Source organism: Roseibium sp. MB-4 (assembly GCF_053005265.1).
On the sequence record NZ_JBRKQB010000003.1, the window covers coordinates 360,872 to 386,260 of the forward strand.

22 protein-coding genes and 1 tRNA gene are annotated in these 25,389 nt (G+C 56.4%); 21 read left to right on the top strand and 2 right to left on the bottom strand.

Going from position 1 to position 25,389, the window contains the following annotated elements; translation table 11 throughout:
* Positions 1 to 176 precede the first annotated feature (176 nt).
* The 3 genes from ACVDG4_RS18185 (at position 177) to ACVDG4_RS18195 (ending at position 3,727) form a co-directional block, all read left to right on the top strand.
* Positions 177 to 1,244 carry a hypothetical protein gene (locus ACVDG4_RS18185; protein WP_447236148.1) on the top strand — a complete coding sequence of 356 codons (1,068 nt, stop codon included), beginning with the start codon at positions 177 to 179 and terminating at the stop codon, positions 1,242 to 1,244.
* Between the two features lie 71 nt (positions 1,245 to 1,315).
* Entirely contained in the window at positions 1,316 to 2,377 is a 1,062-nt protein-coding gene (locus tag ACVDG4_RS18190) for a bifunctional transcriptional activator/DNA repair enzyme AdaA (RefSeq protein ID WP_447236149.1), read from the top strand.
* A 324-nt stretch (positions 2,378 to 2,701) separates the two neighbouring features.
* Entirely contained in the window at positions 2,702 to 3,727 is a 1,026-nt protein-coding gene (locus ACVDG4_RS18195; protein WP_447236150.1) for a calcium-binding protein, read from the top strand.
* 232 nt (positions 3,728 to 3,959) lie between these two features.
* Here ACVDG4_RS18195 and ACVDG4_RS18200 read toward each other — a convergent pair.
* Positions 3,960 to 4,049 (bottom strand) — tRNA-Ser (locus tag ACVDG4_RS18200).
* 323 nt (positions 4,050 to 4,372) lie between these two features.
* Here ACVDG4_RS18200 and ACVDG4_RS18205 point away from each other — a divergent pair.
* The 18 genes from ACVDG4_RS18205 (at position 4,373) to fdhF (ending at position 23,172) form a co-directional block, all read left to right on the top strand.
* Positions 4,373 to 5,365 carry a hypothetical protein gene (locus tag ACVDG4_RS18205; protein ID WP_447236151.1) on the top strand — a complete coding sequence of 331 codons (993 nt, stop codon included), beginning with the start codon at positions 4,373 to 4,375 and terminating at the stop codon, positions 5,363 to 5,365.
* A gap of 341 nt (positions 5,366 to 5,706) precedes the next feature.
* Positions 5,707 to 6,303, top strand: a complete 597-nt coding sequence (locus ACVDG4_RS18210) for a 50S ribosomal protein L21 (RefSeq protein ID WP_447236152.1) — start codon at positions 5,707 to 5,709, stop codon at positions 6,301 to 6,303.
* A gap of 56 nt (positions 6,304 to 6,359) precedes the next feature.
* Positions 6,360 to 6,629, top strand: a complete 270-nt coding sequence (rpmA, locus tag ACVDG4_RS18215; protein ID WP_008192734.1) for a 50S ribosomal protein L27 — start codon at positions 6,360 to 6,362, stop codon at positions 6,627 to 6,629.
* Between the two features lie 141 nt (positions 6,630 to 6,770).
* Positions 6,771 to 7,376 carry a GNAT family N-acetyltransferase gene (locus ACVDG4_RS18220; protein WP_040451371.1) on the top strand — a complete coding sequence of 202 codons (606 nt, stop codon included), beginning with the start codon at positions 6,771 to 6,773 and terminating at the stop codon, positions 7,374 to 7,376.
* Positions 7,373 to 7,942: a GNAT family N-acetyltransferase gene (locus ACVDG4_RS18225; protein WP_209002345.1), complete on the top strand. Its 570-nt coding sequence runs from the start codon at positions 7,373 to 7,375 to the stop codon at positions 7,940 to 7,942. The genes ACVDG4_RS18220 and ACVDG4_RS18225 overlap by 4 nt, the downstream gene beginning before the upstream one ends.
* A complete protein-coding gene (locus ACVDG4_RS18230) occupies positions 7,939 to 8,484 on the top strand; it encodes a GNAT family N-acetyltransferase (protein WP_447236153.1) in 546 nt (181 codons plus the stop codon). Before ACVDG4_RS18225 ends, ACVDG4_RS18230 begins: the two co-directional genes overlap by 4 nt.
* Before the next feature lie 45 nt (positions 8,485 to 8,529).
* Positions 8,530 to 9,576: a GTPase ObgE gene (gene obgE / locus ACVDG4_RS18235; RefSeq protein ID WP_447236154.1), complete on the top strand. Its 1,047-nt coding sequence runs from the start codon at positions 8,530 to 8,532 to the stop codon at positions 9,574 to 9,576.
* Positions 9,576 to 10,715: a glutamate 5-kinase gene (gene proB, locus ACVDG4_RS18240; protein WP_420338985.1), complete on the top strand. Its 1,140-nt coding sequence runs from the start codon at positions 9,576 to 9,578 to the stop codon at positions 10,713 to 10,715. The genes obgE and proB overlap by 1 nt, the downstream gene beginning before the upstream one ends.
* A gap of 52 nt (positions 10,716 to 10,767) precedes the next feature.
* Positions 10,768 to 12,048, top strand: a complete 1,281-nt coding sequence (locus ACVDG4_RS18245) for a glutamate-5-semialdehyde dehydrogenase (RefSeq protein ID WP_447236155.1) — start codon at positions 10,768 to 10,770, stop codon at positions 12,046 to 12,048.
* Positions 12,045 to 12,674: a nicotinate-nucleotide adenylyltransferase gene (locus ACVDG4_RS18250; protein WP_447236156.1), complete on the top strand. Its 630-nt coding sequence runs from the start codon at positions 12,045 to 12,047 to the stop codon at positions 12,672 to 12,674. The genes ACVDG4_RS18245 and ACVDG4_RS18250 overlap by 4 nt, the downstream gene beginning before the upstream one ends.
* Positions 12,675 to 12,910: 236 nt before the next feature.
* A complete protein-coding gene (gene rsfS / locus ACVDG4_RS18255; protein ID WP_286182741.1) occupies positions 12,911 to 13,294 on the top strand; it encodes a ribosome silencing factor in 384 nt (127 codons plus the stop codon).
* A gap of 83 nt (positions 13,295 to 13,377) precedes the next feature.
* On the top strand, positions 13,378 to 13,860 hold the full coding sequence (gene rlmH / locus ACVDG4_RS18260; RefSeq protein ID WP_447236157.1) for a 23S rRNA (pseudouridine(1915)-N(3))-methyltransferase RlmH: 483 nt from the start codon (positions 13,378 to 13,380) through the stop codon (positions 13,858 to 13,860).
* Between the two features lie 180 nt (positions 13,861 to 14,040).
* Positions 14,041 to 15,423, top strand: a complete 1,383-nt coding sequence (locus tag ACVDG4_RS18265; protein ID WP_447236158.1) for a murein hydrolase activator EnvC family protein — start codon at positions 14,041 to 14,043, stop codon at positions 15,421 to 15,423.
* A complete protein-coding gene (locus ACVDG4_RS18270; RefSeq protein WP_306148145.1) occupies positions 15,420 to 16,751 on the top strand; it encodes a S41 family peptidase in 1,332 nt (443 codons plus the stop codon). Before ACVDG4_RS18265 ends, ACVDG4_RS18270 begins: the two co-directional genes overlap by 4 nt.
* Positions 16,752 to 16,980: 229 nt before the next feature.
* Positions 16,981 to 18,006 carry a divergent polysaccharide deacetylase family protein gene (locus ACVDG4_RS18275; RefSeq protein WP_420338981.1) on the top strand — a complete coding sequence of 342 codons (1,026 nt, stop codon included), beginning with the start codon at positions 16,981 to 16,983 and terminating at the stop codon, positions 18,004 to 18,006.
* Positions 18,007 to 18,062: 56 nt separating this feature from the next.
* Complete coding sequence (locus ACVDG4_RS18280) at positions 18,063 to 18,593, top strand: RNA pyrophosphohydrolase (RefSeq protein ID WP_353621098.1); 531 nt, start codon at positions 18,063 to 18,065, stop codon at positions 18,591 to 18,593.
* Between the two features lie 137 nt (positions 18,594 to 18,730).
* The gene (locus ACVDG4_RS18285; RefSeq protein ID WP_447236159.1) at positions 18,731 to 20,407 is read left to right on the top strand and encodes an NAD(P)H-dependent oxidoreductase subunit E; all 1,677 of its coding nucleotides are present in this window, start codon (positions 18,731 to 18,733) and stop codon (positions 20,405 to 20,407) included.
* Complete coding sequence (fdhF, locus tag ACVDG4_RS18290) at positions 20,404 to 23,172, top strand: formate dehydrogenase subunit alpha (protein WP_447236160.1); 2,769 nt, start codon at positions 20,404 to 20,406, stop codon at positions 23,170 to 23,172. Before ACVDG4_RS18285 ends, fdhF begins: the two co-directional genes overlap by 4 nt.
* Before the next feature lie 71 nt (positions 23,173 to 23,243).
* On the opposite strand, the gene ACVDG4_RS18295 is transcribed toward fdhF, so the two are convergent.
* Entirely contained in the window at positions 23,244 to 25,343 is a 2,100-nt protein-coding gene (locus ACVDG4_RS18295; RefSeq protein ID WP_447236161.1) for an aq_1923 C-terminal domain, read from the bottom strand.
* Positions 25,344 to 25,389 lie beyond the last annotated feature (46 nt).

Genomic DNA, 25,389 nt, shown 5'->3' on the forward strand with positions numbered 1-25,389 from the left:
AATTTCTTGTTTGTAGTGCTAAATCCATCGTGAATAATCCCGATGAACGGAAAATAATGAATACAAAGCGGCTTGCGGGACGTGTGAAAACTTCGGTTGCAAAATAATAACTATTGAAAATTGAGCCATTTGCGAAAACTCTAGGTAAGCAGATTTGTGCTGGCTGGAGAAAGCAAATGGCAGACGCGACACAAAACGCCGCCGACATAGCGGCCCTGGATGCAAGGGTTGCGAGTGTGGAGGCGTTGGTGAACACGCCCGCGATTGAAGAAGCTGATACGGGCACGCACTACCAGACCAGCTACACATATTTTTATGTCCCGGCAGCCAAAGGGTCGACCGCCACATCAGCGGACGACTCTGGGCTTGGTGCCTTTTTGCGTTTAGGTGGCTATTCCGACGTTGAAACAGCTTCGATCACCAGCCAGACCGCGACATCATATTTTCCGGAAGGGTATCTTTCGGACAGAGGTGACACAGCTGGCAGCAACGCTGAGACCGCGCAACATGCCGCTGGTCCTAACCCGTCGACGAGCAACGGTATTCTGCTGGCGTGTGATGGGCGCATTCTCGTCAAAGCTGGCGAGGAAATGTACCTGGAAAGCAAGAAGTACAGGCACAAGGCATCGGGTACATACGATATCAAGGCGACGGGCAAGCTGACGGCCGACAGCGACGATCAGATCGAGATTAAATCCGGGCAGAACAAAAATGTAAGCGTTTCGGCAGGCAATGGGACGGGCGATTTCGATCTGAACGTCAAAGAGTCAACAACGAAGATCAACGGCAATGACTTCAAGAAGACGACCGGCACAACCCGCGCTGTCCATCATGGCGCAACGGAAACCTATTTCCTGGGCGGGAAGCTTGATGTGACCCTTGCCGGGACCTTCACCTTGAACACCGGCGTTCATATGCTGATCACCGCTGGCCTGTTCGGTGCCATAAACATCAGTGCAAGTCTCTCCATGTCCGTCTTCAATCTCGGGATTGTGGGGATCGATGTGGAATTCAAAAACACGCATATCAACATGTGTACCGGCGAGGTCATGGTGCGCGGTGTTTCCACCGAGAGTACGGCCGCAGAAAGCCGATTGGCCGCGATAGAAAACAACATTTCAACGCTCTCGACCGGGACTGCGGCCCTATCAACCAAAGCTGCTTCGATTGAGGCAAATCAGAAAGCGATACAGGCGGATGTCGGGAACTTGAAAGCTGATGTCCGGAATGTTCTGTTTGTTTGAATGTTAAACTCCAGCAAATAAACGCCCGATTTCCGGCTGCACTGCTCTAAGCTTCGTCTTATGGTGCCGGAATGCTGAAGATTAGTCCTAATTTCGATACACTGTACGAGGCGCTCTTGAACCGGGATCCGTCCTATGACGGGCGGGCGTTTGTATGCGTTGCCTCGACAGGGATCTTCTGCCGTTTGACCTGTCCGGCCCGCAAACCCAAGCGGGAAAACTGCACATTTCATGAGACCGTTGCAGAATGCATCGATGCCGGTTTCAGGCCCTGCAAGCGGTGCAAGCCAACGACACCGGAGGCGAGCGCCGATCCAGTTATAAAGGCATTGATAACCGAACTTGAAAGACGGCCGGCCTATCGCTGGGGTGAACCGGATTTGCGCCGGATGGGGCTGGACCCGTCGACTGTGCGCCGGTCATTCAAGAGGCACTTCGGCATGACTTTCCTGGAAATGGCGCGTCAGAGGCGTCTTCAGGAAGGGTTTTCGGCCTTGGCGGATGGCGGCAAGGTGATTGAGGCGCAGGTCTCGGCTGGATTTGACTCTGCCAGTGCGTTCCGGGAGGCCTTTGCAAAGATCTTGGGTCGGGCGCCCGGCATGTTTTCGACGGATCCTCTACTGAAAACTGACTGGGTATCGACGCCGCTCGGGCCCATGATCGCAATCGCGGACCACTCCCAACTGCATCTCTTGGAATTTTTGGACCGAAAGGCCTTGCCTTCGGAAGTCAAGAAACTGCAGCGCAATGCCAACGGTAGTCTTGGATTTGGACGTACGAAAATCATCGACCAGATCCAGGATGAGTTGACGGGTTTCTTTGAGGGCAGGAAAGCAGTGTTCGAGACCCCCTTGGCGCTGCACGGCACGCCCTTCACCCGGGATGTCTGGCGCGAACTCTTGAAAATCCCGGCAGGTGGTATTCGCAGCTATTCGGATGTGGCAAAGGCCCTTGGCCGGCCGGAAGCGGTGCGGGCCGTTGCGCGTGCAAACGGCGCCAATCAGATCGCCGTCGTCATTCCCTGCCATAGGGTCATGGGCGCAGACGGATCCCTCACAGGCTATGGCGGAGGCCTCTGGCGCAAACAAAAACTGATCGAGCTGGAACGCAGCTATCAGGCCGCGGATTCATAAGGAGCCACAACAAATCCGAATATGATCAATGTGATCCCGTCATTGGGCCCGCAAAACTGTTATGCATGTCCTTTTGCGTGTCGAATATTTACAATCAACCAATAGTAATGTATTCTAAATATATAACTCAAGGTATAAATCAGATAATTTTCGAAAATACAAATAAAAAGCCAATTTCTTTTTATTATAAATCCAGTCCTCCTTCTAAGGTCTTCTTATTATCTTCGCGCTTATCTCAATGATGCAAGGTGATGCAGTGATTGTGCCGATAGTTGATGGGCGCGCATTGCCGGATCACAGCAATCAAAAAAGGCAGAGGGCGCTATGAGCAACGGCAAAGGTGTCGGTCAGGGCAAAACCAAAAACAGCGGCAGTGATCCCGAGCTGGAAACTGATGAAGAGTTCTTGCTGGAAGACGGCGAAGGTCTGGACGACGGGGGCTCGGAAGGGAACGATGATGTGCCGACTTGGATTCCGCCTGGCCTGCGTGATGGACTCCCTGCGCACCTTGGGGGCGGCCTGCCGCCTGGATGGGGTGGCGCTGTGCCAGGGTTGTTGAACACCAAATCTAACCGGCCGTCAGAAGATGATGATGGCGGCGATGATGAAAATGACGGTGGTGATGCACCTGGTACCGCAAGCCTTTTGTTGCTGGAAGACGGTACGCTCTTCGATGAGTCTTACTATCTAGAGCAGAATCCGGATGTTGCGGCAGCCGGTGTATCGGCGCTGGATCATTACTTGAACTTCGGAGCTGATGAGGGGCGCCTACCGTCTGCGGAGGGAACCACAGCCGACGACGAGGGAGTAATTGAGCTCGAAGACGGAACTTTGTTCGATGAGGCTTATTATCTCGCGCAAAACCCCGACGTTGCAGCGGCGGGTGTGTCTGCCGTTGATCACTATTTGGCGTTTGGTGCCGACGAGGGGCGTGCCCCAAGCCCAATTGACACGCCGTTAGAGGGCGATGACACCGACAACGAGTTGATCGGCGATGTCGCAAACAATCTGCTCAACGGTGGAGCCGGCTCCGACACGATCGACGGCGGTGATGGCATCGACTTGCTCAATGGCGGCGCCGACGATGACGTGTTGACCGGCGGCGCGGGCTCGGACGTTTTTGTTCTGGACGTCGGTGGCGGTAACGATCTCATCACCGACTTCAACGTGGCAGAAGATGTCCTGTTATTGGATGACGCTTCCGGTATTACCAGCTTTGAGGAGCTCCTGGCGGCCGCAACCATCAACGAATCAGGCGATGTTGTGCTGTCGATAGGCGAAGATAGCGTTACACTTCAAGGCATTTCATCGACAGATGATCTTACCTCTGACGCGTTTGCATTTTTCTAGGTGCGGGGACGGCGGATATAAAAGTGATCGTGGGCCCGGTACGCGGCAGTGCTCGGGCTCACAGCTGTTTGGAACCCGTGTGGGTAAGTTCCAAAACTCCGCCTGCTCCCAAGTTGATCAGCGCAGACCAGTTTGGCTTGATGGTTGGTGCATAAACCGGCCGGCCTTAAGACCAATCCAAATCTCCGGCACAAGGTGGTGCCAACGTCCTTGGGAATGGCAATAGAGAAGATGGCGGAGAGAGAGGGATTCGAACCCTCGGAACGCTTGCGCGCTCAACGGTTTTCGAGACCGCCCCGTTCGACCACTCCGGCACCTCTCCGCGACGCTTGACAACAAACGGGTCTTAAGCGGCGCGGAACATAGACAAACCTGCCCATGCCCGCAAGTCCCGATTTCGAAGTTCCCATTTCTGAGTTTTTTTGCCCGCTAGGCTGGGACGGGTATGGCGAAGCCAATTGCGGCTGGTTTGCGCAATATTGCCGTTTTGTATCTTCAAGATTAAACCTGAGTCATCTGTTTGTTGTTCCCTTGTCGATAGGAAGGTCCGGTATCAACTCCTAACAAAGACAAGGGCACATCCGTCGATAGCGGTTACCTGCCGGCCATGTCCGGCGTCTTATTTTTAGAGCACAGGACGCGGACATGGATTCGGAAGCCACAATATCGAGCGAAAGCGACGTTCAATACAGCACGCCACACGTATACTTCTTCGTACCTTACAATGTGGACGATGACGGGGACGATGATGAGCTCGGCGCTATCCTAAGGCTCGGCGAGGCGTCCGATCTTGAATACGATTGCACGTCCAGCGAACTCGCAGCTTACTACCCGCAGCAGCACATAAGTGACGCTGGTGACAGCGATACTGCGGTCGACCAGGCGGCTGGTGTGAGCGACAGTGAAACACTGAAAGGCATCTTACTGTCCTGTGATGGACGGATCCTCGTTAAGGCTGGTGAGAAGATGTACATTGAGACCGGAGCCTATAATCAGGCGGTCAATGGGAACTACGAGCTTGATGCAACAGGTTCCTATACGACCGCAGCAGCAGGGACGGTTTCCATTTCCTCAACTGGAAGTGATGTGAAGATCGCGAGCGCGGACGGCAAGGACATTTACATCACAGCCGGCGAGACGAGTTCCGGATCAGCAAACGGAACGATCTACGAAAGCTCGCAGGACCATTACAAGGTCATCGGCGGTCACCAGTATGAGAAAAGTACGGCGAAGGACACTTATGTGACCGGCGTATCGAACAATTTCTTTTTTGGGGCAACGTCTACAGTCCAGGTCGATGCAGACTTCACTTTGCTTGCTGGCGGATCTTGTATGGTCAAGCCTATCCTCAACGTCGTTTTGACGGGCTTCCAGTTTGAAGTAATTGGCAAACTGTTTGAGCTGAAGGGCAGTGCAACGGACATAAAAGAAAGCTGGTTTGGCGTTGCCGGTCTGTCGACCAAGGTGAACGAACTTGAGGCTGAAATTTATGCGACAGACGTCACCGTAAGCCAAACGACAGTTCAAGCGCGCGACAACATGGTGGCAGTAGCTCTACTCGAGAGTAAGGTGCGTCAGTTGGAGGCGGAAATGGGTGGAGTCCGTGCGGCGGTTCGAGACATGGATGTCCACATGTAGGTAGTCGACCACCGTGCATCCTTTGGTGCGCGAGATTGAGACTAGTGGCGCGCGGTGCTTTTGCGGTCAACTCCAATGCGTGTTTCAATTCCAAGAAAAGATTGACATGCCGGTGCCGATACATATATTGCGCGCTGTTCGAAGTGCCGGGGTCTGCCCAGACTCCGGCCTTCGTGTTGGGCCGGGCCCGCAGGAATGCGCTTTACTCAAGCCGCTCTAATGACCTGCCAAAGACCGAGAGCATATGTTTGCTGCTTCGGCGCCTTTGTTCAACGCGGTTTCCGCAACTGGCGTCAAGCGAGTTGTTGGATATTAAAAACGAAAAGAAGGACGTGCGAGACATGTTCGCAGTGATCAAAACTGGTGGCAAGCAGTATAAAGTTGCCGCTGACGACCTGCTCCGGGTCGAAAAACTCGATGCCGAAGCTGGCAGCACCGTAACTTTCGACGAAGTGCTGATGGTTGGCAACGACACAGACACCACAGTTGGCGCTCCGACCGTTGAAGGTGCCAGCGTTGTTGCAGAAGTGGTCGATCAGGGCCGCAACCGCAAAGTTATCATTTTCAAAAAGCGCCGGCGTCAGAATTCCCGCCGCCGCAATGGCCATCGTCAGGCGTTCACCCTCGTTAAGGTGACCGACATCCTGACCGGTGGTGCAAAACCGGCCAAGAAGGCTGCGCCGAAAGCGGCTGCGCCGAAGGCTGAAGCCAAGGAAGACGCACCGGCTGCAGACGCTGGCGCGGACGACCTGAAGAAACTGGACGGCGCTGGCCCGGCTGCTGTGAAGAAACTGAACGAAGCTGGCATCACCACCTTCGCTCAGATCGCTGCCATGAGCGCTGACGACATCACTCGCGTTGAAGAAGAGACCGGCCTGAAGGGCAAGTTCGAACGCGGTAACTGGGTTGAGCAGGCGAAAGAACTGGCTGGCAACTGAGCTGCTATTTCTTAAGACCTGACATTTAAGTATTCGAAGAACGAGGAGTTCTAACGATGGCACATAAAAAGGCAGGCGGTTCATCCCGCAACGGCCGCGACTCAGCTGGCCGCCGTCTCGGCATCAAAAAATATGGTGGCGAAGCCGTAATCCCGGGCAACATCATTGCTCGTCAACGTGGCACAACCTGGCATCCTGGCACCGGCGTAGGCATGGGCAAGGACCACACCATTTTTGCGACCGTTGAAGGCAAAGTTGAGTTTCAGGCGAAAGCCAACAAACGAACTTTCATCAATGTGGTCCCAGTGGCGGAAGCTGCGGAGTAAAGCCGACGTGACGTTTCGAAGCGCCGGTGTCCCATCCAGACCCCGGCAATTCGAGACAGGTCAGCATCCAAGACCAGTCAAAGATCCAAGGGGAAGATGGGGCACCATCTTTCCCTTGATTTGTTTTGGCTGGAGGAAAAAATGGTTGTTGAAAGCGATGGTCTGTTAGACGAAAGCAGTTTGTACGCGGCCCCGTTGCCGCAGGAAGCGGTTCATGTGCGGCTCGACACGCCGCGTGTGGACGATTTGGCTGATTTGGTGTTCCTGGCGAACAACAAACAGGTGGCGGCAAACCTGTCCACCATGCCGCATCCTTTCACGGCGCAAGATGGCCGCGCCCTGATCGAAAAGGCTGAGCGCAACCGTCCGCTGAACGCCGGGTTTGCGATCCGGTTGAAAAGCACGGGCCGCCTCATCGGTCTGACCCGCTACGCTAATGTAGAGCCGGATGGTCCTCTGCATATTGGTTATTGGCTCGGCGAACCCTTCTGGGGACGGGGCTATGCAACCGAAGCGGTCCATGCGCTTGTTGATCATGCCTTCACGCATACAGACGCTGAAGAATTGCAGGGCTCTTGCCGGGTGACCAACCCGGCTTCGCGCAGGGTTTTGATCAAATCGGGTTTCCAGTATCGCGATCAGTCGATGATCCGGTCGCTCGGGGCCGGCGGGTCTGTGCCGATCGAGCGGTACACGCTTGAAAAAGCCGTCTGGAAATCTCTGAAAGGATGGGGGCAGGGCCGATGATGACGTTGCCAGAATTGAAGTCGCGCCGTCTGGTTCTGCGGCCACTGACCGCCGATGATGCTTCGGCAATTGCACAGCTTGGCGGTAAGGATTTTGAGATTGTCCGCTGGCTGAGCGGTGTATCCTGGCCGTTTGTGGAAGGCGAGACGGAAGCCTATCTGGAAACGGTTGTGGGCGTCGATCCGCTCACACATGAAGCTGCCTTCGCGGTCACGCTGGGCGGTGTTTTCATCGGTGTTGTGAGCGTCATTGCGCCCGGTGATCTCGATGAACTGCCGAATGCGCCTTCAATCGGGTATTGGATCGGGCGGGCCTTCCAGGGTCATGGCTATGCTTCGGAAGCTGTTGAGACCGTTCTGGAGTGGGGTTTTGACGTTTACAAAACCGATGCGATTGGTGCCAGGGCATTTGAGGAGAACACCCGGTCCCGCGGCTTGTTGCGCAAGTTCGGGTTCAAGCCCTATGCCATGACCGAACGGTATGCCAAGGCGCTTGACCGGAAGGTCTCGAATGTCGTCGTCTGCCTTGAGCGGTCTGACTACGAAGCCAGACGGCAAGTGGCATGAGCCCGTCAGAGATCCGGACCCGGCGGCTGGTGCTCCGGCCGCCGCGAAGGGATGACCTGAATTCCTGCGCTGCGCTTCTCGGAGACTACGAGGTCGTCAAGATGTTGTCCCGGGTGCCGTATCCGTATGATCTGGAGGGCGGACGGGCATTTCTTGACAGGGCGGCTGCGAGTTGGAAGGCCCCGGAAGAGGCCGATGAACTGCCCTTTCATATTGACCATGATGGTCAAATGATTGGCGCGGTGGGTTTTCGGAAGTTGCAGGAAACGCCCCGGATCGGCTATTGGCTGGGGCAGCCTTATTGGGGGCAAGGGTTTATGAGCGAAGCCGTTCTGGCTGCGCTTCAATGGCTTTTCCGGACAACGGGTCACAATCGGGTTGTTAGCGAAGCCATGAAGACAAACGCCGCGTCCTTGGCGGTTATGAATAAAATGGGCTTTCGCCAGGTTGGAGAAAGCCTCTGTGACAGTGCCGCGCGCTCCGGGCCAGTGCCAGCCTTGCAAACCGAACTGCTGCGCGCAGACTTTACGACCGGATACTGATCGAAACGAAGATCATGTCCTGGTCCAGGATGAAAAGAGAAGAAAATGAAATTCCTCGATCAGGCAAAGATCTACGTGCGATCAGGAAACGGCGGTGCGGGCTGTGTCTCCTTCCGCCGCGAGAAATATATTGAATACGGCGGACCGGATGGCGGCGACGGCGGCAAGGGCGGTGATGTCATCGTCGAATGCGTTGATGGCCTCAATACGCTGATCGACTACCGTTATCAGCAGCACTTCAAAGCTGGAACCGGCATTCACGGGATGGGTAAGAACCGGACCGGAGCGCATGGCGATGATGTTGTGCTGAAAGTGCCGGTCGGGACGCAGATCCTGGAAGAAGATAACGAAACCATCATCGCCGATCTGACGGAAATCGGCCAAAAGGTACACCTTCTGAGGGGTGGCAATGGTGGTTTCGGCAACGCGCACTTCAAGTCTTCGACAAACCAGGCGCCACGCCGCGCCAATCCGGGTCTTGAAGGCGAAGAGAAATGGATTTGGTTGCGGCTGAAGCTGATTGCGGATGCCGGTCTGGTTGGTCTCCCGAATGCAGGCAAATCCACCTTCCTGGCCACCGTATCGGCAGCGAAGCCCAAGATCGCAGATTATCCCTTTACAACCCTGCACCCGAACCTTGGAATCGTGCAGATCGACGGCAACAGCTTTGCCATGGCTGATATCCCGGGTCTGATTGAAGGTGCCCACGAAGGCACTGGCCTTGGTGACCGCTTTCTGGGTCACGTGGAGCGGACCCGTGTTCTCCTGCATCTAGTTGATGGATCAGGTGAAGTAGATCCTGGCGAGGCCTACAAGGTCGTCCGCGGAGAACTGGAAGCCTATGGAGCTGGTCTGACGGATAAGCCCGAAATCGTGGCGCTGTCCAAATGTGATGCCTTGACCGAAGATCTGATCGCAGAAAAGTCGGCCAGCCTGGAGGCTGCCTGTGGTCAAAGACCCTTGATCCTGTCATCTGCCAGCGGTCTGAATGTTGACCGCGCCCTGCGGATGATTGTACGGGCTATTGATCGCGACAAGGAAGAAGCCGCCAATCAGGTGCCGTCTCCCGAGCAGGAGGGGTGGCATCCCTGATGTCGGCGCAGCGGATCCTCAAGACCCATAGCCGGATCGTGGTCAAGATCGGCTCGGCACTGCTTGTTGGCAATGGCGCGCTTCGGAAAGACTGGCTGGAGGCTCTGGTCTCCGACGTGGTTGACCTGATGGATGCTGGCGCTGAGGTGCTTCTGGTGTCGTCCGGGTCGATCGCGCTTGGCCGCGGGATCCTTGGGTTGCCAAAAGGACCTCTCAAATTGGAAGAAAGCCAGGCGGCGGCAGCAACAGGCCAGATCGCATTGGCCAAAGCCTATGCCGAAGCGCTGGACGCGCACAATCGGCGCGCCGGGCAAATTCTCCTGACACTCGGAGATACGGAAGAGCGGCGCCGATATCTCAATGCGCGTGCCACCATCGGAACGCTGTTGAAGCTCGGTGCGGTTCCAATCATCAATGAAAATGATTCTGTTGCTACGTCCGAAATCCGGTATGGCGACAACGACCGGTTGGCCGCACGCGTGGCGACCATGGCGAGCGCCGATTGCCTAGTACTGCTATCGGACATCGATGGTCTTTACACCGCGCCGCCGCATGTTGATCCGTCTGCGGTGTTCTTGCCGGAAGTCTCGCGGATTACGCCAGAGATTGAGGCAATGGCCGGCAGTGCCGGGTCCGAACTTTCCCGCGGGGGCATGAAGACCAAAATCGATGCCGGGAAAATCGCGACAGCCGCAGGAACGTCAATGGTGATCACGTCCGGCAAGGAGCTCAATCCGTTGAAACGCTTGAACGAGGGAGCACGGGCCACCTGGTTCCCCGCATTGGCGACACCGGCAAGCGCCCGAAAAGCCTGGATTGGCGGGACGTTGGAGCCACGCGGCGAAATCGTTCTGGACGCTGGTGCCGTTCGTGCCCTTAAGTCCGGAAAAAGCTTGTTGCCGGCAGGGGTCACCAGCGTATCCGGTCAGTTTAGCCGTGGAGACGCGGTAAAGATCCTGGCGCCAGACGGTGCAGTGGCCGGGCGCGGTCTTATTGCCTATGACATGGATGAGGCGCAGCTGATTGCTGGCCGCAACAGCCGCGAAATCGAGGCAATTGTAGGATATCCAGGCCGGGCCGAGATGATCCATCGGGATGATCTTGTGCTCGAAGATGGCTTTTTGAACGGAACAAGCTAAAAACACCAATTCAAGGTGGCGCTGATGAACGCGCCAAACGGGAGTTGAAGGAATGCTGAACAAGGTTGAGGCACAGTCGACGGAAGCTTTGATGGCGGAGATCGGCACGCGGGCGCGGGCGGCTGGCCGGGTGCTTGCCAATGCCCTAACCGAGGCAAAAAACAATGCGCTCATGGCGATGGCGAAAGCGGTCCGGGCCGCAACTCCGGAAATCCTTGAAGGCAATGCCAAAGACGTCGAAGCCATGAAGGCCAATGGCCAGACCGCAGCGTTTCTAGATCGTGGCACCTTGAACGAAGAGCGCATCGAGGCGATTGCCAAGGCTCTTGAGGATATAGTCGCCTTGGACGATCCGGTCGGAAGCGTGATTGCGGCCTGGGAGCGTCCGAACGGGCTTAAGATCGAACGTGTTCGCACACCTCTGGGTGTGATTGGTGTGATCTATGAAAGTCGGCCGAATGTGACTGCAGATGCCGGGGCGTTGTGCCTGAAAGCCGGCAATGCCGTCGTGCTCCGTGGCGGTTCTGACACCATCCACTCCAACAGGGCGATCCACGCAGCGCTGCAAAAGGGCCTCGCGGATGCTGGTTTGCCTGAAGATGCGATCCAGATCGTACCGGTGACCGACCGGGCGGCAGTTGGTGAAATGCTGCGGGGATTGAACGGAAACCTCGATGTGATCGTTCCGCGTGGCGGGCGCAGTCTGGTCGAACGGGTTCAGACCGAGGCGCGTGTTCCGGTGTTTGCACACCTTGAGGGGCTCGTACACATCTTTGTCGACAAGGCTGCCGATCTCGAAAAGGCAGTGTCGATTGTGAAGAATTCCAAGCTGCGTCGCACTGGGATTTGCGGCGCCTTGGAAACGCTGCTGGTTCACAAGGACGTCGCTGAAAGCCACTTGCCGGCAATTTTGGACGCATTGAACGCAGGTGACTGCGAGATCCGCGGCGATTCCGAAGTCCAGAAAATTGGCTCGGGTGTCTTGGAAGCAAGCGAAGAGGATTGGTCAACGGAGTATCTGGACAAGATCCTCTCTGCGATGATTGTCCCGGATCTCGATGCTGCCATCGCGCATATAGCAAACTACGGGTCCAACCACACCGATTGCATCATCACTGAAGATCAAGCTGCCGCGGACCGGTTCCAGGCGGAAGTGGATTCGGCGATCGTATTGCATAACGCTTCGACCCAGTTTGCGGACGGTGGCGAATTTGGGATGGGTGCTGAAATCGGCATAGCGACTGGGCGGATGCACGCGCGCGGGCCCGTTGGCGTCGAGCAGCTGACAAGCTTCAAATACAAGGTGCATGGGACGGGCCAAATCCGTCCATGAGCAAATTGTCCACCGGCCAGGACCGTCATCAGGACTGGTTGAAATTGCCCCATTGTGAAGCGGGCAACCGGATCGGAATTTTCGGCGGGTCGTTCAATCCGCCGCATTCCGGTCACAAGATGGTTGCCGACACTGTTCTGAAGCGTCTTGGGCTGGATCAAGTTTGGTGGTTTGTCACACCGGGCAATCCTCTGAAAAGCCATTCGGAGTTGGCGCCTCTTGAGATGCGCCTTCACTTGACGAGTGCGTTGTCCAATCATCCGCGGATGAAAGTGACCGCTTATGAGAAGGTGTTGGGCACGCCCTACACGGCCAAGACACTGCAGGCCCTGCGGTCCAGAAACCCGTCGGTCCGATTCGTTTGGGTCATGGGTGCTGACAATTTGGCTGGGTTCCATCATTGGCAGGATTGGCGAGGTATTCTCGGCACCGTGCCGGTCGCAGTCGTCGACAGACCGGGCGCATCGCTTTCGATGTTGTCGTCGCCAATGGCAAAAGCCTATGAACAATATCGGCTTCCAGAAGAGGATGCAGGTCTTCTTCCCGATATGGACCCTCCGGTATGGACGTTTCTGCACACCCCTTTGGATCAGACTTCATCAACTGATCTGAGGCGCAAGGGGTGACGGATAAGGCAAACAGCCTAGTGAAAATTCCGTTGTCTTGAAATTGCCAAGTCAGACGCGGTATTATGTAGTGTGGCTGCTAAGGGGGCGGCCGCACATTGGTCAACCGGTCTGTAGCCAAAACGGGTGACGTGCAAAGTCGGACAATCATGTTCGTGACGACGTTGGACACAGGCCATTGAAGACAGCGAAAGGCATTCCACCTGACCATGTCCCTTGAAAGCGGGCGGACAGAAATGTCCACTCCTATGAAGGCTTCCGTAAGTGCAGACCTTACGGCCGGCCTCCTCGATACGGTTCTCGCGAGTCTGGAAGACTCCAAGGCAGAGGACCTTGTTACTCTCGACATCGCAGGAAAAAGCTCCCTGGCCGATCACATGGTGATTGTGTCCGGCCGTTCACATCGTCATGTAGGGGCGATCGCGGATCATTTGCAGCGTGACCTGAAAACTGCAGGACACGGCAATGCGACCGTTGAAGGGCAAACCACCTGTGATTGGGTCTTGATCGATGCCGGTGATGTGATCGTTCACATCTTCCGTCCAGAAGTCCGTGGTTTCTACAATCTGGAAAAGATGTGGGCCCCGGAAGAAGACGACGCACCGCAATATATCGGCTGAAGCTGGCACGAGGGTTCCTTCCGGGAGCCCCGTGATATTGTCGAAGCAGTAGTGGCACCGGATATTCGTCCGGCGGGGATCTGATGCGCTTCTCACTTATCTGCGTTGGCCGCATGAAGGCTGGTGCGGACAAAGATCTTTTCGACCGGTACATGGACAGGGCGCGCAAGTCTGGCCGCGCGCTCGGAGTTACCAATGTCAGTCTTTCAGAAATGCAGGAAAGCCGTGCTCAGCGTGCCCAAGATCGCAAGGCTGATGAAGCACGGGCAATTCTGGCGTCTCTACCGGCTGGCGCAAAGCTGGTCGTGTTGGATGAAAACGGTAAGAACCTGACCAGCCCAGCCTTTTCGGAGCGGTTGGAGAGTTGGAAGGATGACGGCGCGCCGGACATCGTTTTTGCCATTGGTGGTGCCGATGGGCATGGTCAAGAGGTTTTGGCCCGCGCAGATTTGAAACTGGCGTTAGGGGCGATGACCTGGCCGCACCAAATTGCCCGCATTCTTCTTGCGGAACAGATTTACCGGGCGATCACGATCCAGTCCGGCCATCCTTATCATCGCGTTTGATCAACTGATCCTCGATCATAAAACGCAGCGCCAGCATATCGCCGCATTCTGCCGATAGTGCTCATCATGCTGCGATCGGTGGATAAGGGCGCGGTGTTAACGGTTTGGCCACTACGGTAAACACTTCGTTAACGCCATGCCGGTATCGCAGATCGTATGGCGTATTGGAGATCGCGCGACTTGAGATCAGATCCGGGCAGGGGAATTAGAAAACGGCGGTGGAAGAAAGCTGGTCAGCCGGCACTTCTCAGCGGCCTTTTTGCCTGTGCGTTTCTTTGGCCAGTACCAGGGTACGTCACCGAGACGGTAGATCCGTCCGAGGTTGCGGTTAGCTCACCGGAAATTGAAGCTGCGATTGAGAAAAAGGCGAAGCGCGAGCAGGAGCTTGCCGCGCTCACGTCAGACATCACTGTCTCGTCGGATCGGCAAGCGGCGATCGCCCGAGAAATCCAGTCCCTGGACCGGGACCGGGACACCCTCAATGCAAAGATCATCAACACAGCAGACACAATTCGCGGGCTTGAAACAGAGCTGACGGACACCGAACGTCGGTTGCGCAGTCTCGGCGAGAATGAAGACGCTGTTCGCTTGTCCTTGATCGCGCGCCGCGATGTCCTAGCTGAAGTGTTGGCGGCGCTTCAACGTATTGGCCGCCGGCCGCCACCAGCATTGGCAGTTCGCCCAAGTGACGCTCTGTCGGCGGTTCGCAGCGCGATTCTCTTGAATGCGGTCATGCCGGAACTGCGGGTGGAAACGGAGGCCTTGGCCGCTGATTTGGAGGAGCTTCAGCGCTTGAAGACGGTCATCGCAAATGAGGAACGCCGGCTTCGCGGTGATGCCATGCGATTGGCTGAGGAAAAGTCACGGCTGGAACTTCTCTTGAGCGCCAAAAGGCTGGAACATACTGAAACGGTCCGCACCCTTGAGGATGAAAAGCGCCGTGCAACAGAATTGGCGGCAAAGGCAGGTTCGCTCAAGGAATTGATAGCAGACTTGGAATCTGAGATCGAAAGCGCCCGGGAAGCCGCTGAGAAATCCCGGCAGGCTGCTTTGGATCAAAACCGGACGCCGCGAGATAACGATCCGTTTTCGGATCCTGGCCGCCTGGCGCCAGCGATTGCTTTTGAGGACGCCAGGGGACGGCTTCCTCAACCCGTATCCGGCACTGTGCTGAAGGATTACGGTCAAGAAGATGAGTTTGGCGGTGTGACGGAAGGCCAGTCAATCGCCACACGCCCCGGATCGAATGTCACATCGCCAGCAGATGGATGGGTGGTGTATTCTGGTCCTTTCAGGTCGTATGGCCAGCTCTTGATCCTGAACACGGGTGACGGCTACCATGTGCTCCTGGCCGGAATGGAACGGATCGATGCGGAGCTCGGACAATTTGTTTTGGCCGGAGAACCGGTCGGTGTAATGGGCGCGACCCAATGGGCAAGCGCATCAACATTCGGTATGGGCTCGACCCAGCCGATATTATATGTTGAATTTCGGAAGGACGGCCGTGCGGTCGATCCCACACCATGGTGGGCGCGCACAGAAGAAGAAAAGGCTCGCGGATGATACGGAAAGCTTCCTTGCTGCTGGCAGGTGCCCTTTTGGGGGCCGCGGCTGTGACAACCTTGTCCCAAATGCCATTCCATGTGTCAGGCGCAGCAAATGCTGCGGCCACCGATACATATCGGCAGCTGAACCTATTTGGGGATGTGTTTGAACGGGTCCGCTCGGATTATGTTGAAGTTCCCGATGATGCACAGCTGATCGAAAGCGCCATCAATGGCATGCTGACGTCGCTGGACCCGCACTCCAGTTACATGTCACCCAAAAGCTTCCGCGATATGCAGGTGCAGACCCGCGGTGAGTTCGGCGGTCTGGGTATCGAAGTGACCATGGAAGACGGTTTGGTGAAGGTGGTTTCTCCGATCGACGAAACACCTGCGGCCAAGGCCGGTGTATTGGCGGGTGACTTGATCACTTATATCGACGGCGAACAGGTTCAGGGTCTGACCCTCAACGAAGCTGTTGAAAGAATGCGTGGCCCGGTCAACACGGATATCGTGGTCACCATCCGCCGCGAAGGTCAGACACAACCGCTCGATATCACGATCACCCGCGACATCATCCGCATCCGGTCAGTCCGCTGGCGGGAAGAGGATGATGTTGGCTATGTTCGTGTAACGCAGTTCAACGAGCAAACCTTCGATGGTTTGAAAAAAGGGCTTGAGGAAACCGCCAAGAACATTGGTGAAGACAAGCTCAAGGGTTTCGTGATTGATCTGCGGAACAATCCGGGCGGCCTTTTGGACCAGGCAATTGCTGTGTCCGACGCGTTTCTTGATCGTGGTGAAATCGTATCCACTAGAGGCCGGGAAGCAGATGAAACCCAGCGCTACAATGCGCGCGCCGGTGACCTCACAGACGGCAAACCTGTCATCGTACTGGTCAATGGTGGCTCCGCGTCAGCGTCTGAAATTGTTGCGGGTGCTTTGCAAGATCATCGCCGGGCAACAATCCTCGGAACACGCTCCTTCGGGAAAGGCTCCGTACAGACGATCATTCCACTGGGTGCCAATGGTGCAATCCGCCTGACCACGGCGCGCTACTACACGCCATCAGGAAATTCTATCCAGGCCAAGGGTATTGTCCCGGACATCGAAGCCCTTCAGGAACTTCCAGAAGAACTCGTCGGCCGTGTTGAAACCCGGGGTGAGGCAGGTCTTCGCGGCCACCTTGAAGCCGAGGGTGAAGAACAGTCCGGAAGCCAGGCTTATATTCCGCCGGACCCGGAAGACGACACTCAGTTGAACCTGGCGCTTGATCTTCTGCGCGGCGTTCAGGTGAACAGTGCGTTCCCACCGATTGCTGATACAGCGTCGGTCCCGAAAAACTAAAACTCCAAGGTGCGCCGGATACGGCGCACCTTTTCCACTCGTTCTGCGTATCCAAAAACAATGATCATGCCGGCGCGTTGCCGGCGTAAAGGCACTGGACGATATGTCGAGCGAAGATCTCACAGCTCCCTTAGGAATGGGAAAGCGGCGGCTTGTCAGGCTGCCGTTTGGCCTCATTGGCGCCGGATTGATAAGTGTCGTCTTAACAACGGCGCTTATTTGGATTCTGGTGGTAGACGATCCGTATGGCGGAGAACCGTTTGCTGTCTTGCCACTTGATGAGGTTGTAGAAGGGATCACATCCCAGGACATCGAGGTCGTCGAGATCCGTCCGACGGTGGGCGATGATCTCGGCCCAAACCTCCGTCAACAGTCCAGCGGTGACTATCTTGGTCCGCGTTATGAAATGATCATCCGCCCCGACGGATTGGGGCCGGAGGCGCCAGTGACCGGATTGGCTATCAATCCAGATACGCGGGTAAGCGAACGCTCCGACTACGGCTTCTTGCCGATGGTCAGCGACGCTGGTGTCCGACCGCTAGACGCCTACGCCCGGCCGATCGTGACGCAGTTCACGTCCATACCAAAAATTGCCGTCATCGTGACCGGGCTTGGGCTGAGCGAAACAGGCACGCAAAATGCGATCGACAGTCTTCCGGCGGATGTTACTTTCGCGCTGGCGCCTTATGGTTCCGATTTGGACCTCTGGATGCAGCAGGCCCGGATGAAAGGACACGAGCTGCTTCTTCAGCTTCCGTTGGAACCATTTGATTTCCCCGACAATGATCCTGGCCCGCACACGCTCCTTGTCAGCCTTCAACCGGCTGAACTTTTGGACCGCCTCGCGTTTTTGCTGACCAGGGCAACCAACTATGTCGGCGTGATTGGTGAAATGGGAGCCCGCTTCTCATCGACCCGGCCGTCCATGCAGTACCTTCTGGAAAAACTTGAATCCCGAGGTCTCATGTTTGTCGACAACGGCACGACCTCGCGCAGCATTGCTGACGAGGTTGCAGGCGAGCTCAGAATGCCGTTCAGCGGTGTCGACGTCGTGCTCGATGAAGTGCCGCGCGAAAGCAATATCGACGCAAAGCTTTTGCAGCTTGAGAGCGTTGCCCGTGCACGCGGATATGCCGTGGCTGCCGGGTCTGCGCTGCCCGTCACCGTCCGGCAACTGCAAGAATGGGTGCAGGATCTCGAGCAACGCGGCTTGCAGCTGGTTCCAGTCAGTGCGACCATCGATCGCGACGAATAATATACACGGCAGCGTCGCATCCACGGTTTTCTTTTGCGTATTGAGTGAGGTTTCTGGTGACAAAACTGGATCTTGGACCGGGTTATCCTGAGAGCGTGGATGGCCTGCCCTACCGCCCTTGTGTCGGGATCATGCTGATCAATCGTGACGGAAAAGTCTGGGTCGGCAGCAGGTCACCGGAGGCCAACAAAAATGGCTACCAGTACAAGTGGCAGATGCCCCAAGGTGGGATCGATGCCGGTGAAACGCCGGAAAAGGCCGCCAGGCGGGAACTCTATGAAGAAACATCCATTCAGTCGGTGACGCTGTTGGAAGAAGCGCCGGAGTGGTTCGCCTATGACTACCCGGACGAGATTGCCCGTTCGAGCCGGAAGGGCAAGTACCGGGGGCAGGCCCAACGCTGGCTTGCCTATCGCTTTGAAGGATCAGATGACGAGATCAATATCTTGACCCCGCCCGATGGTCATTCAGCCGAGTTTGAGGAATGGCGTTGGGAAGATGTATCCCGACTGCCGGAATTGATCGTCCCCTTCAAACGCCCGGTTTACGAGAAGGTTGTCGCCGCCTTTTCGCATCTGACGATATAAACCCAGAGCCCAGGTTTCGTCGGGTCTGTTGTTCCAAAGCGTCAGCTTTGGGATCGCGCTTGTCGTTTTTCAAACAGACAGGCCTGAGATCGCTGGATAACATCCGGCCAACGAAATCATTCTGGGAGTAAACGCCAATGTCTTTCGGCAAGGGGCTTTCACGCAAGCCGTCCCAGCCAAAAGGGCGTCAATTGGAGGATGCGGCACTTACAGAAGTGCAGGCGCTGCTTGGAGATGAGCCGCGCCGCCGCGATCTGTTGATTGAGCATCTGCATAAGATCCAAGACGCATATGGGTGTCTGGAGGCGCGTCACCTGCGTGCGCTGGCAGAGGAAATGCGTCTTTCTCAGGCTGAGGTCTATGAAGTCGCGAGCTTCTACCACCACTTCGATATTGTCCGCGAAGGCGAGGCAAAACCGGCACCGGTGACTGTCCGTGTATGCGACAGCATCACGTGTTCGCTCAAAGGCGCGGATGCCTTGGCGGCGGCTCTGGAAAGTGGTGTGGACCCGAGCAAAGTTCGGATACAGAAAGTGCCCTGCATCGGCCGGTGCGCAGCTGCCCCGGCTGCTCAAGTGGGCAAGCGGGCGGTCGATCATGCAAACGAGATGTCTGTCCGCTCTCTGTTGTTTGAAGGAACAGTTGCACCGGAAATTCCACAGTACACAGGTTTTGAGGCCTATCGTAGATCGGGCGGTTACAAAGTCCTGGAGCGTGTCAGGTCTGGCGATCTGACTGCTGAATCCGTGGCCGATCTCGTACTGGCCGCGGGTCTGCGCGGTCTGGGTGGTGCAGGTTTTCCAACCGGCACCAAATGGAAGATTGTCCACGATCTTCCGGGACCAAAATTCCTGACGATCAACGGCGACGAAGGCGAGCCGGGGACGTTCAAGGACCGGTATCACCTGGAGAGCGATCCACACCGTCTCCTTGAAGGTGCTCTTGTTGCTGCCCATGCGATTTCCGCTGATCGGATCTATCTCTACATGCGGGACGAGTACCCTGCCGTTCTGGAGATTTTGAACACGGAAATCGAGGCGCTGCGGTCAGCCGGGATCATCACAACGATCGATATCGAGATCCGCCGGGGAGCTGGCGCGTACATTTGCGGCGAAGAAAGCGCGATGATCGAGTCAATCGAAGGCAAGCGTGGTTTGCCCCGTCATCGCCCGCCGTTCATTGCTCAAGTCGGTTTGTTTGGCCGTCCGACCCTCAACCACAATATCGAGACACTCTTTTGGATTCGCGACATTGTCGAAAAAGGGCCGGAGTGGTTTGCCGAGCAAGGGCGTCGGGGGCATAAGGGTTTCCGCTCTTTCTCGGTATCTGGCCGTGTCAGGAAGCCGGGTGTGAAACTGGCTCCGGCCGGAATCACCATGAACGAGCTGCTTGACGAGTATTGCGGCGGTATGGAAGACGGCCACAGCTTCAAGGGCTATCTGCCGGGTGGCGCATCCGGTGGCATCCTGCCGGCTTCGCTCGCAGATGAACCGCTTGATTTCGGCACGCTCGACAAGCACGGCTGCTTCATTGGCAGCCACGCGATTGTCGTTTTTTCCGATCAGGATGACATGCGTGATGCAGCGCTCAACTTGATGCGGTTCTTCAAGCATGAGAGCTGCGGTCAGTGCACACCGTGCCGGTCTGGCACTGAAAAAATGGAAAAGTTGCTCGCTGAGGGCGACTGGGATCAGGACAAGATTGCTGATCTGGACGCAGTCATGCGTTCAGCGTCGATTTGTGGTCTTGGACAAGCCGCCAGCAACCCGGTGGCGTCCGTGCTAAAATTCTTCTCTGAGGAGTTTGAAGTATGAGCAACATCACCTTCTCTCTCGACGGGAAAACCGTAACGGCCGAAGACGGCGAAACCATTTGGCAAGTGGCGAAACGCGAAGGCGTCGCCATTCCGCATCTCTGTCACAAGGACGCGCCGGGATACCGGTCGGACGGAAACTGTCGGGCCTGTATGGTGGATATCGAGGGCGAGCGCACACTGGCGGCTTCTTGTATTCGCACACCAGCTGAAGGCATGGTTGTCCAGACTGCGACGGAACGGGCGTCCAAGGCGCGCGAGATGGTGTTCGAGCTTCTTGCCTCTGACCAGCCGAGCCGCGATCAGCACCCGGACCCGGAGAGCGATTTTTTCAAATGGTCCGATGCGATCGGTGTCACATCCAGCCGTTACGCGCCGTGCGAAAAGCCGGCCCAAGATGTGTCGCATCCCGCAATTGCCGTGAATCTCGATGCTTGTATCGCCTGTAATTTATGTGAGCGAGCCTGCCGGGAAGTCCAGGTGAACGACGTTATCGGCATGGCGGATCGCGGGTCCCACACGGCTCCGGTCTTTGACCTTGCCGACCCCATGGGCCTGTCCACCTGTGTGGCCTGCGGCGAGTGCGTTTCAGCTTGTCCGACCGGCGCACTGATGGAAAAGAGCCTGCTCGACGCAGACGCGAAGTCCCGGGAAGTCTATGCGGATGAAACTATCGACAGTGTCTGCCCGTTCTGCGGTGTGGGCTGTCTGACATCTGTTTCGGTCAAGGACGGCAAGGTCGTGAGCGTTGAAGGCCGCGATGGCCCAGCCAATGAAAACCGGTTGTGCGTCAAAGGCCGCTTCGGTTTTGACTATGTATCAAGCCCTGAGCGACTGACAAAACCGCTGATCCGCCGAGACGATGCGCCGAAGGATGCGGGCATCTCGCTAACCCTCGACAACTATCTCGAGGTCTTCCGCGAAGCGACCTGGGACGAGGCGCTGGATCTGGCGGCAAATGGCCTGAAAGCGACGTTTGAGACCAAGGGCGGTGCGGGCATCGCCGGGTTCGGGTCTGCAAAGGGCTCCAACGAAGAAGCCTATCTTTTCCAGAAGCTCATTCGTCAGGGATTTCAGACGAACAATGTCGACCACTGCACACGGCTTTGCCATGCTTCATCCGTTGCGGCACTGATGGAAGGTATCGGCTCCGGGGCCGTCACTGCACCGTTCAACGCGGCAGAAGATGCCGACTGCATGATCGTGATCGGTGCGCGGCCCGAACAGAACCATCCGGTCGCCGCGACCTACATCAAGCAGGCGGCAAAGAACGGCACCAAGCTGATCGTCATGGATCCGCGCGGGCAGGGGCTGATGCGCCACGCCGATTACGGGCTCAAGTTCAAGCCCGGGACGGATGTTGCCATGCTCAACGCCATCCTGAACGTCATCGTGAGCGAAAAGCTCTGTGATGAGCAATATATCGCTGCACATGTGGATGGCTTTGAAGCTCTGAAGGAAAAGATCCAGGATTTCACCCCGGAAGCCATGGAACCGGTTTGCGGCATTGATGCCGGCACCTTGCGCGAGGTTGCCCGTCTGTACGCAACCAGCCCGCGTTCGATCATCTACTGGGGCATGGGCGTTTCCCAGCACGTTCATGGCACTGACAATGTCCGCTGCCTGATCGCCATGGCACTGACAACCGGTCAGATCGGCCGTCCGGGTACCGGCCTTCATCCCCTGCGCGGCCAGAACAACGTGCAAGGCGCCTCCGACGCTGGCCTCATCCCGATGGTCTTCCCGGACTATCGGTCCGTTGAAAACGTTGATATCCGGGCAGAATATGAAGATGCCTGGGGGCGTACGCTTGACCCGGTTCGCGGTCTGACCGTCGTCGAGATCATGGACGATATCCTGGCTGGTGGCATTGAGGCGATGTACATCCAGGGCGAAAACCCGGCGATGTCCGACCCGGACCAAAACCATGCTAGGAAGGCACTCTCCAGCCTGAAACATCTGGTGGTGCAGGACATCTTTTTGACTGAAACCGCCTGGCATGCGGATGTAATCCTGCCGGCCTCCGCTCATGCGGAAAAGCTCGGCACCTACACCAACACCAACCGCCAGGTTCAAATTGGCCGGCCTTGTGTCCCGATGCCGGGCGAAGCGCGCGCAGATTGGGAGCTGATTATTGCAATCGCTAACCGGCTGGGGCTTGAGTGGTCCTATGACGGCGTGCCGGCGATCTACGAGGAAATGCGCTCCCACATGGCGTCCATCCAGAATATCTCCTGGGAGCGTCTGGAGCGCGATGGCACGGTGACCTATCCGGCAGACAGCCCGGACAAGCCCGGCAACGAGATCCTGTTCGGTCAGTCGTTCCCGACGGCTGATGGCCGGGGCAAGATCGTGCCAACGGACCTGGTCCCGCCGGATGAAACGCCGGATGAGGACTTCCCGATGGTCCTGACCACCGGACGGATGCTGGAGCATTGGCATACCGGTGCGATGACCCGCCGGGCGGCAGTTCTGGATGCGATCGAACCTGAACCGGTTGTTTCGATGAACCCGCGCGACATCAAGCTCCAAGGCCTGGAGATTGGTCAGCAGGTGACTGTGGAAACACGCCGGGGGGCGATCACGCTGACACTTCGAGCGGACCGTGACGTGTCGACTGGTATGATGTTCGTGCCCTTCTGTTTTTATGAGGCGCCGGCGAACTTCCTCACAAATCCGCAACTCGATCCGTTCGGCAAGATTCCGGAGTTCAAGTTCTGCGCGGCCCGGATTTCAGCCGCCGAACACCAGGAAGCTGCGGAATAGATCTCCCGATCATTAAACAAAAAAGGGCGGCCCGGCAGCCGCCCTTTTTCGTTTCTGCGTTTCCCGAAGTCTTAGTTTGCCTTGACCTGAATGTTCAAGAGATCCGGCAGGGTTTGAGGCGCCGCCAAGCTGCCGACAATTTGCGCCAGCGGGACAGCTGCTTGCGGCTTGAGGCTCAAAGTGATCTCGCCTGGATTTTCGAGAAACTTTGAAACCGCTGATCGAACCATCTCGGTGAAAGCAGCATTTTGGATTGGCGCCGTCATTTCGGCTGCCTGCTCCGTCAGTGCTTCGCGGAACACATTGACCGGTATGTTCTGGTCATTGGCGATGTGAGCGAGACCGTTCTCGGTAACACCGTCGTCGACAAACCGGATGCGGGCGTCGATGAACTGGGCAACGATCAAAGCCATCTGACCCTGGCCCTCAGGATCTTCAAAAAGCTCTTTCGGAACATTGCCGAACCGCGCGGAAGCCTCCGCCCGTCCAACCCCTTCCATTTCGAAAGTAAGCCGTTCGAGGTTGAGTTCCTTTGTGGCTTCGTCCCAATAAAGACGCGTTTCATCAGACCAGATGATCTCGGAGATCCCAAGCGCTTCCAAAAAAGCTTCCACTTCCGGATCGCCCAAAGCCTTCGCAGGGATCTGAATGCCGTCGTTCTTGGCATAATAGCTTGTAGGGATGGGCGGCACCGTTGAAGACATCCGCATTTCAGCACGGTTCACACTGGTGACACCAGCATCCGGCACGGCGACTTTAAGCCCCTCCACTTCATACGAAATGGACCGCGGCATGAACGCCCGAAGGACGTCCAAAGGGTTCTCCTCGCCATAATCGGGATTGTCGACCAACGTTGCGATCATGCTTTCCATCGGAGCAAAGTCGGCGAATTCAATATCGCCAAGTGCGGCCCATTCCAGAGACATGACTGCACCTTCGGGCAGGTCTGGGGTGGCAACACCGACAAGCATCATTTCCCCGATGCCATCAGAACTGACATTTGTCAGTGCGGCCTCCTTGATGGTCACCTTTGCAGGTGTGTCCACGCCTGCTTGCTCTATGCTGACGTCAATTCCGGAAACACGCGCGTCTGCGATCGCAAAGGAGCGGTAGATCTGGAAAACATTGGTGATGATGTCGACAGGCTCCGGCAATTCTCCGGCAATCATCTTGTCCATCAGATCGAGGAAATCATTTTCGCGTTTGACGAAGGTCAGATCATCCATCGAGCTCCGGTCGATCTTGAAGGCAATCGTCGTCCCGTCGCCCAGATCTTGCCGAGTGGCATAATCAACCGCAGAAGCCGTCCTGATAACTGTTACTTGATCACCGGTCTCCGGAACATCCGGATCGAGCAGCGCAATCAGGGCGTTTGCATCCATGTCCTCGTAGACAGTCTTTCCCTGGGACGTGGATTGGGTGAGTGTCTGCCCGCTGGACTCATCACGGGTTTCGATGGTCTGGATCATCTTGTCGAGCGAATAACGTGCGATCTTTCCGTCGACCGCCCCGGCCATGAGATACCCGTCCAGTTGAACGGTTCCAGACATGACTTGGGCTTCGTTACCGTCTTCGTCTGCATATGCTTCCAGCGTCATGGCTGTCGTATCGACCCGAACCTCATCGTAGGAAGCTTGCAGGAGGGTTTTGAAAAACGGCAACCATCGGCTGGCTTGTTTATCCGGATCTTCGGCAGGTAGAGCGGGTATGGCGAAGCTGTAGTTTTCAGCTTTTGCTCCGGCCAGACGTGCGTCAGCCAAAAAACGGCCTTCACCGTCAATGGCGGCTGATATGCTGAGGCTTGTGTCGTCCGAGTATGACCATCGGTCTGCGGAAAAGACGTTGTTGTCTTCGCTCAAACCTTCAATAGTCACCGTGCCCGATGATAGGGACAGGTCGTAGGAAAGGTTCGTGTTTTCGGAGGCGTCTGCGTCAGCGTCATCACCGTCAAATCCCTCGGCAGGAAGATCTGTGATAATGCCTTTGAAACCGAGACTGGCGCCCGAGATCGTGAGTGTATCTGTGGTGCCGTCATAGTTGATCGCACCGTCCTCAACTATAAACCCAAGATCCCTCAGGCCGGCAACATAAGCGTTATAAGCTTCGAGCCCGGTCGTTTGCGCGCTGGCTATTCCAGGAGTAATTGCAAGAGCAAAACCGACCGAAAGCACGGTCGTTCTCATGGGCGCCAGGTAGGCGGGGCGGGGGCATTTGGAC

Coding starts and splice junctions, on each gene's coding strand:
- ACVDG4_RS18185 (WP_447236148.1), top strand. CDS start 177: ATGGCAGACGCGACACAAAACGCCGCCGACATAGCGGCCCTGGATGCA.
- ACVDG4_RS18190 (WP_447236149.1), top strand. CDS start 1,316: ATGCTGAAGATTAGTCCTAATTTCGATACACTGTACGAGGCGCTCTTG.
- ACVDG4_RS18195 (WP_447236150.1), top strand. CDS start 2,702: ATGAGCAACGGCAAAGGTGTCGGTCAGGGCAAAACCAAAAACAGCGGC.
- ACVDG4_RS18205 (WP_447236151.1), top strand. CDS start 4,373: ATGGATTCGGAAGCCACAATATCGAGCGAAAGCGACGTTCAATACAGC.
- ACVDG4_RS18210 (WP_447236152.1), top strand. CDS start 5,707: ATGTTCGCAGTGATCAAAACTGGTGGCAAGCAGTATAAAGTTGCCGCT.
- rpmA (WP_008192734.1), top strand. CDS start 6,360: ATGGCACATAAAAAGGCAGGCGGTTCATCCCGCAACGGCCGCGACTCA.
- ACVDG4_RS18220 (WP_040451371.1), top strand. CDS start 6,771: ATGGTTGTTGAAAGCGATGGTCTGTTAGACGAAAGCAGTTTGTACGCG.
- ACVDG4_RS18225 (WP_209002345.1), top strand. CDS start 7,373: ATGATGACGTTGCCAGAATTGAAGTCGCGCCGTCTGGTTCTGCGGCCA.
- ACVDG4_RS18230 (WP_447236153.1), top strand. CDS start 7,939: ATGAGCCCGTCAGAGATCCGGACCCGGCGGCTGGTGCTCCGGCCGCCG.
- obgE (WP_447236154.1), top strand. CDS start 8,530: ATGAAATTCCTCGATCAGGCAAAGATCTACGTGCGATCAGGAAACGGC.
- proB (WP_420338985.1), top strand. CDS start 9,576: ATGTCGGCGCAGCGGATCCTCAAGACCCATAGCCGGATCGTGGTCAAG.
- ACVDG4_RS18245 (WP_447236155.1), top strand. CDS start 10,768: ATGCTGAACAAGGTTGAGGCACAGTCGACGGAAGCTTTGATGGCGGAG.
- ACVDG4_RS18250 (WP_447236156.1), top strand. CDS start 12,045: ATGAGCAAATTGTCCACCGGCCAGGACCGTCATCAGGACTGGTTGAAA.
- rsfS (WP_286182741.1), top strand. CDS start 12,911: ATGTCCACTCCTATGAAGGCTTCCGTAAGTGCAGACCTTACGGCCGGC.
- rlmH (WP_447236157.1), top strand. CDS start 13,378: ATGCGCTTCTCACTTATCTGCGTTGGCCGCATGAAGGCTGGTGCGGAC.
- ACVDG4_RS18270 (WP_306148145.1), top strand. CDS start 15,420: ATGATACGGAAAGCTTCCTTGCTGCTGGCAGGTGCCCTTTTGGGGGCC.
- ACVDG4_RS18285 (WP_447236159.1), top strand. CDS start 18,731: ATGTCTTTCGGCAAGGGGCTTTCACGCAAGCCGTCCCAGCCAAAAGGG.
- fdhF (WP_447236160.1), top strand. CDS start 20,404: ATGAGCAACATCACCTTCTCTCTCGACGGGAAAACCGTAACGGCCGAA.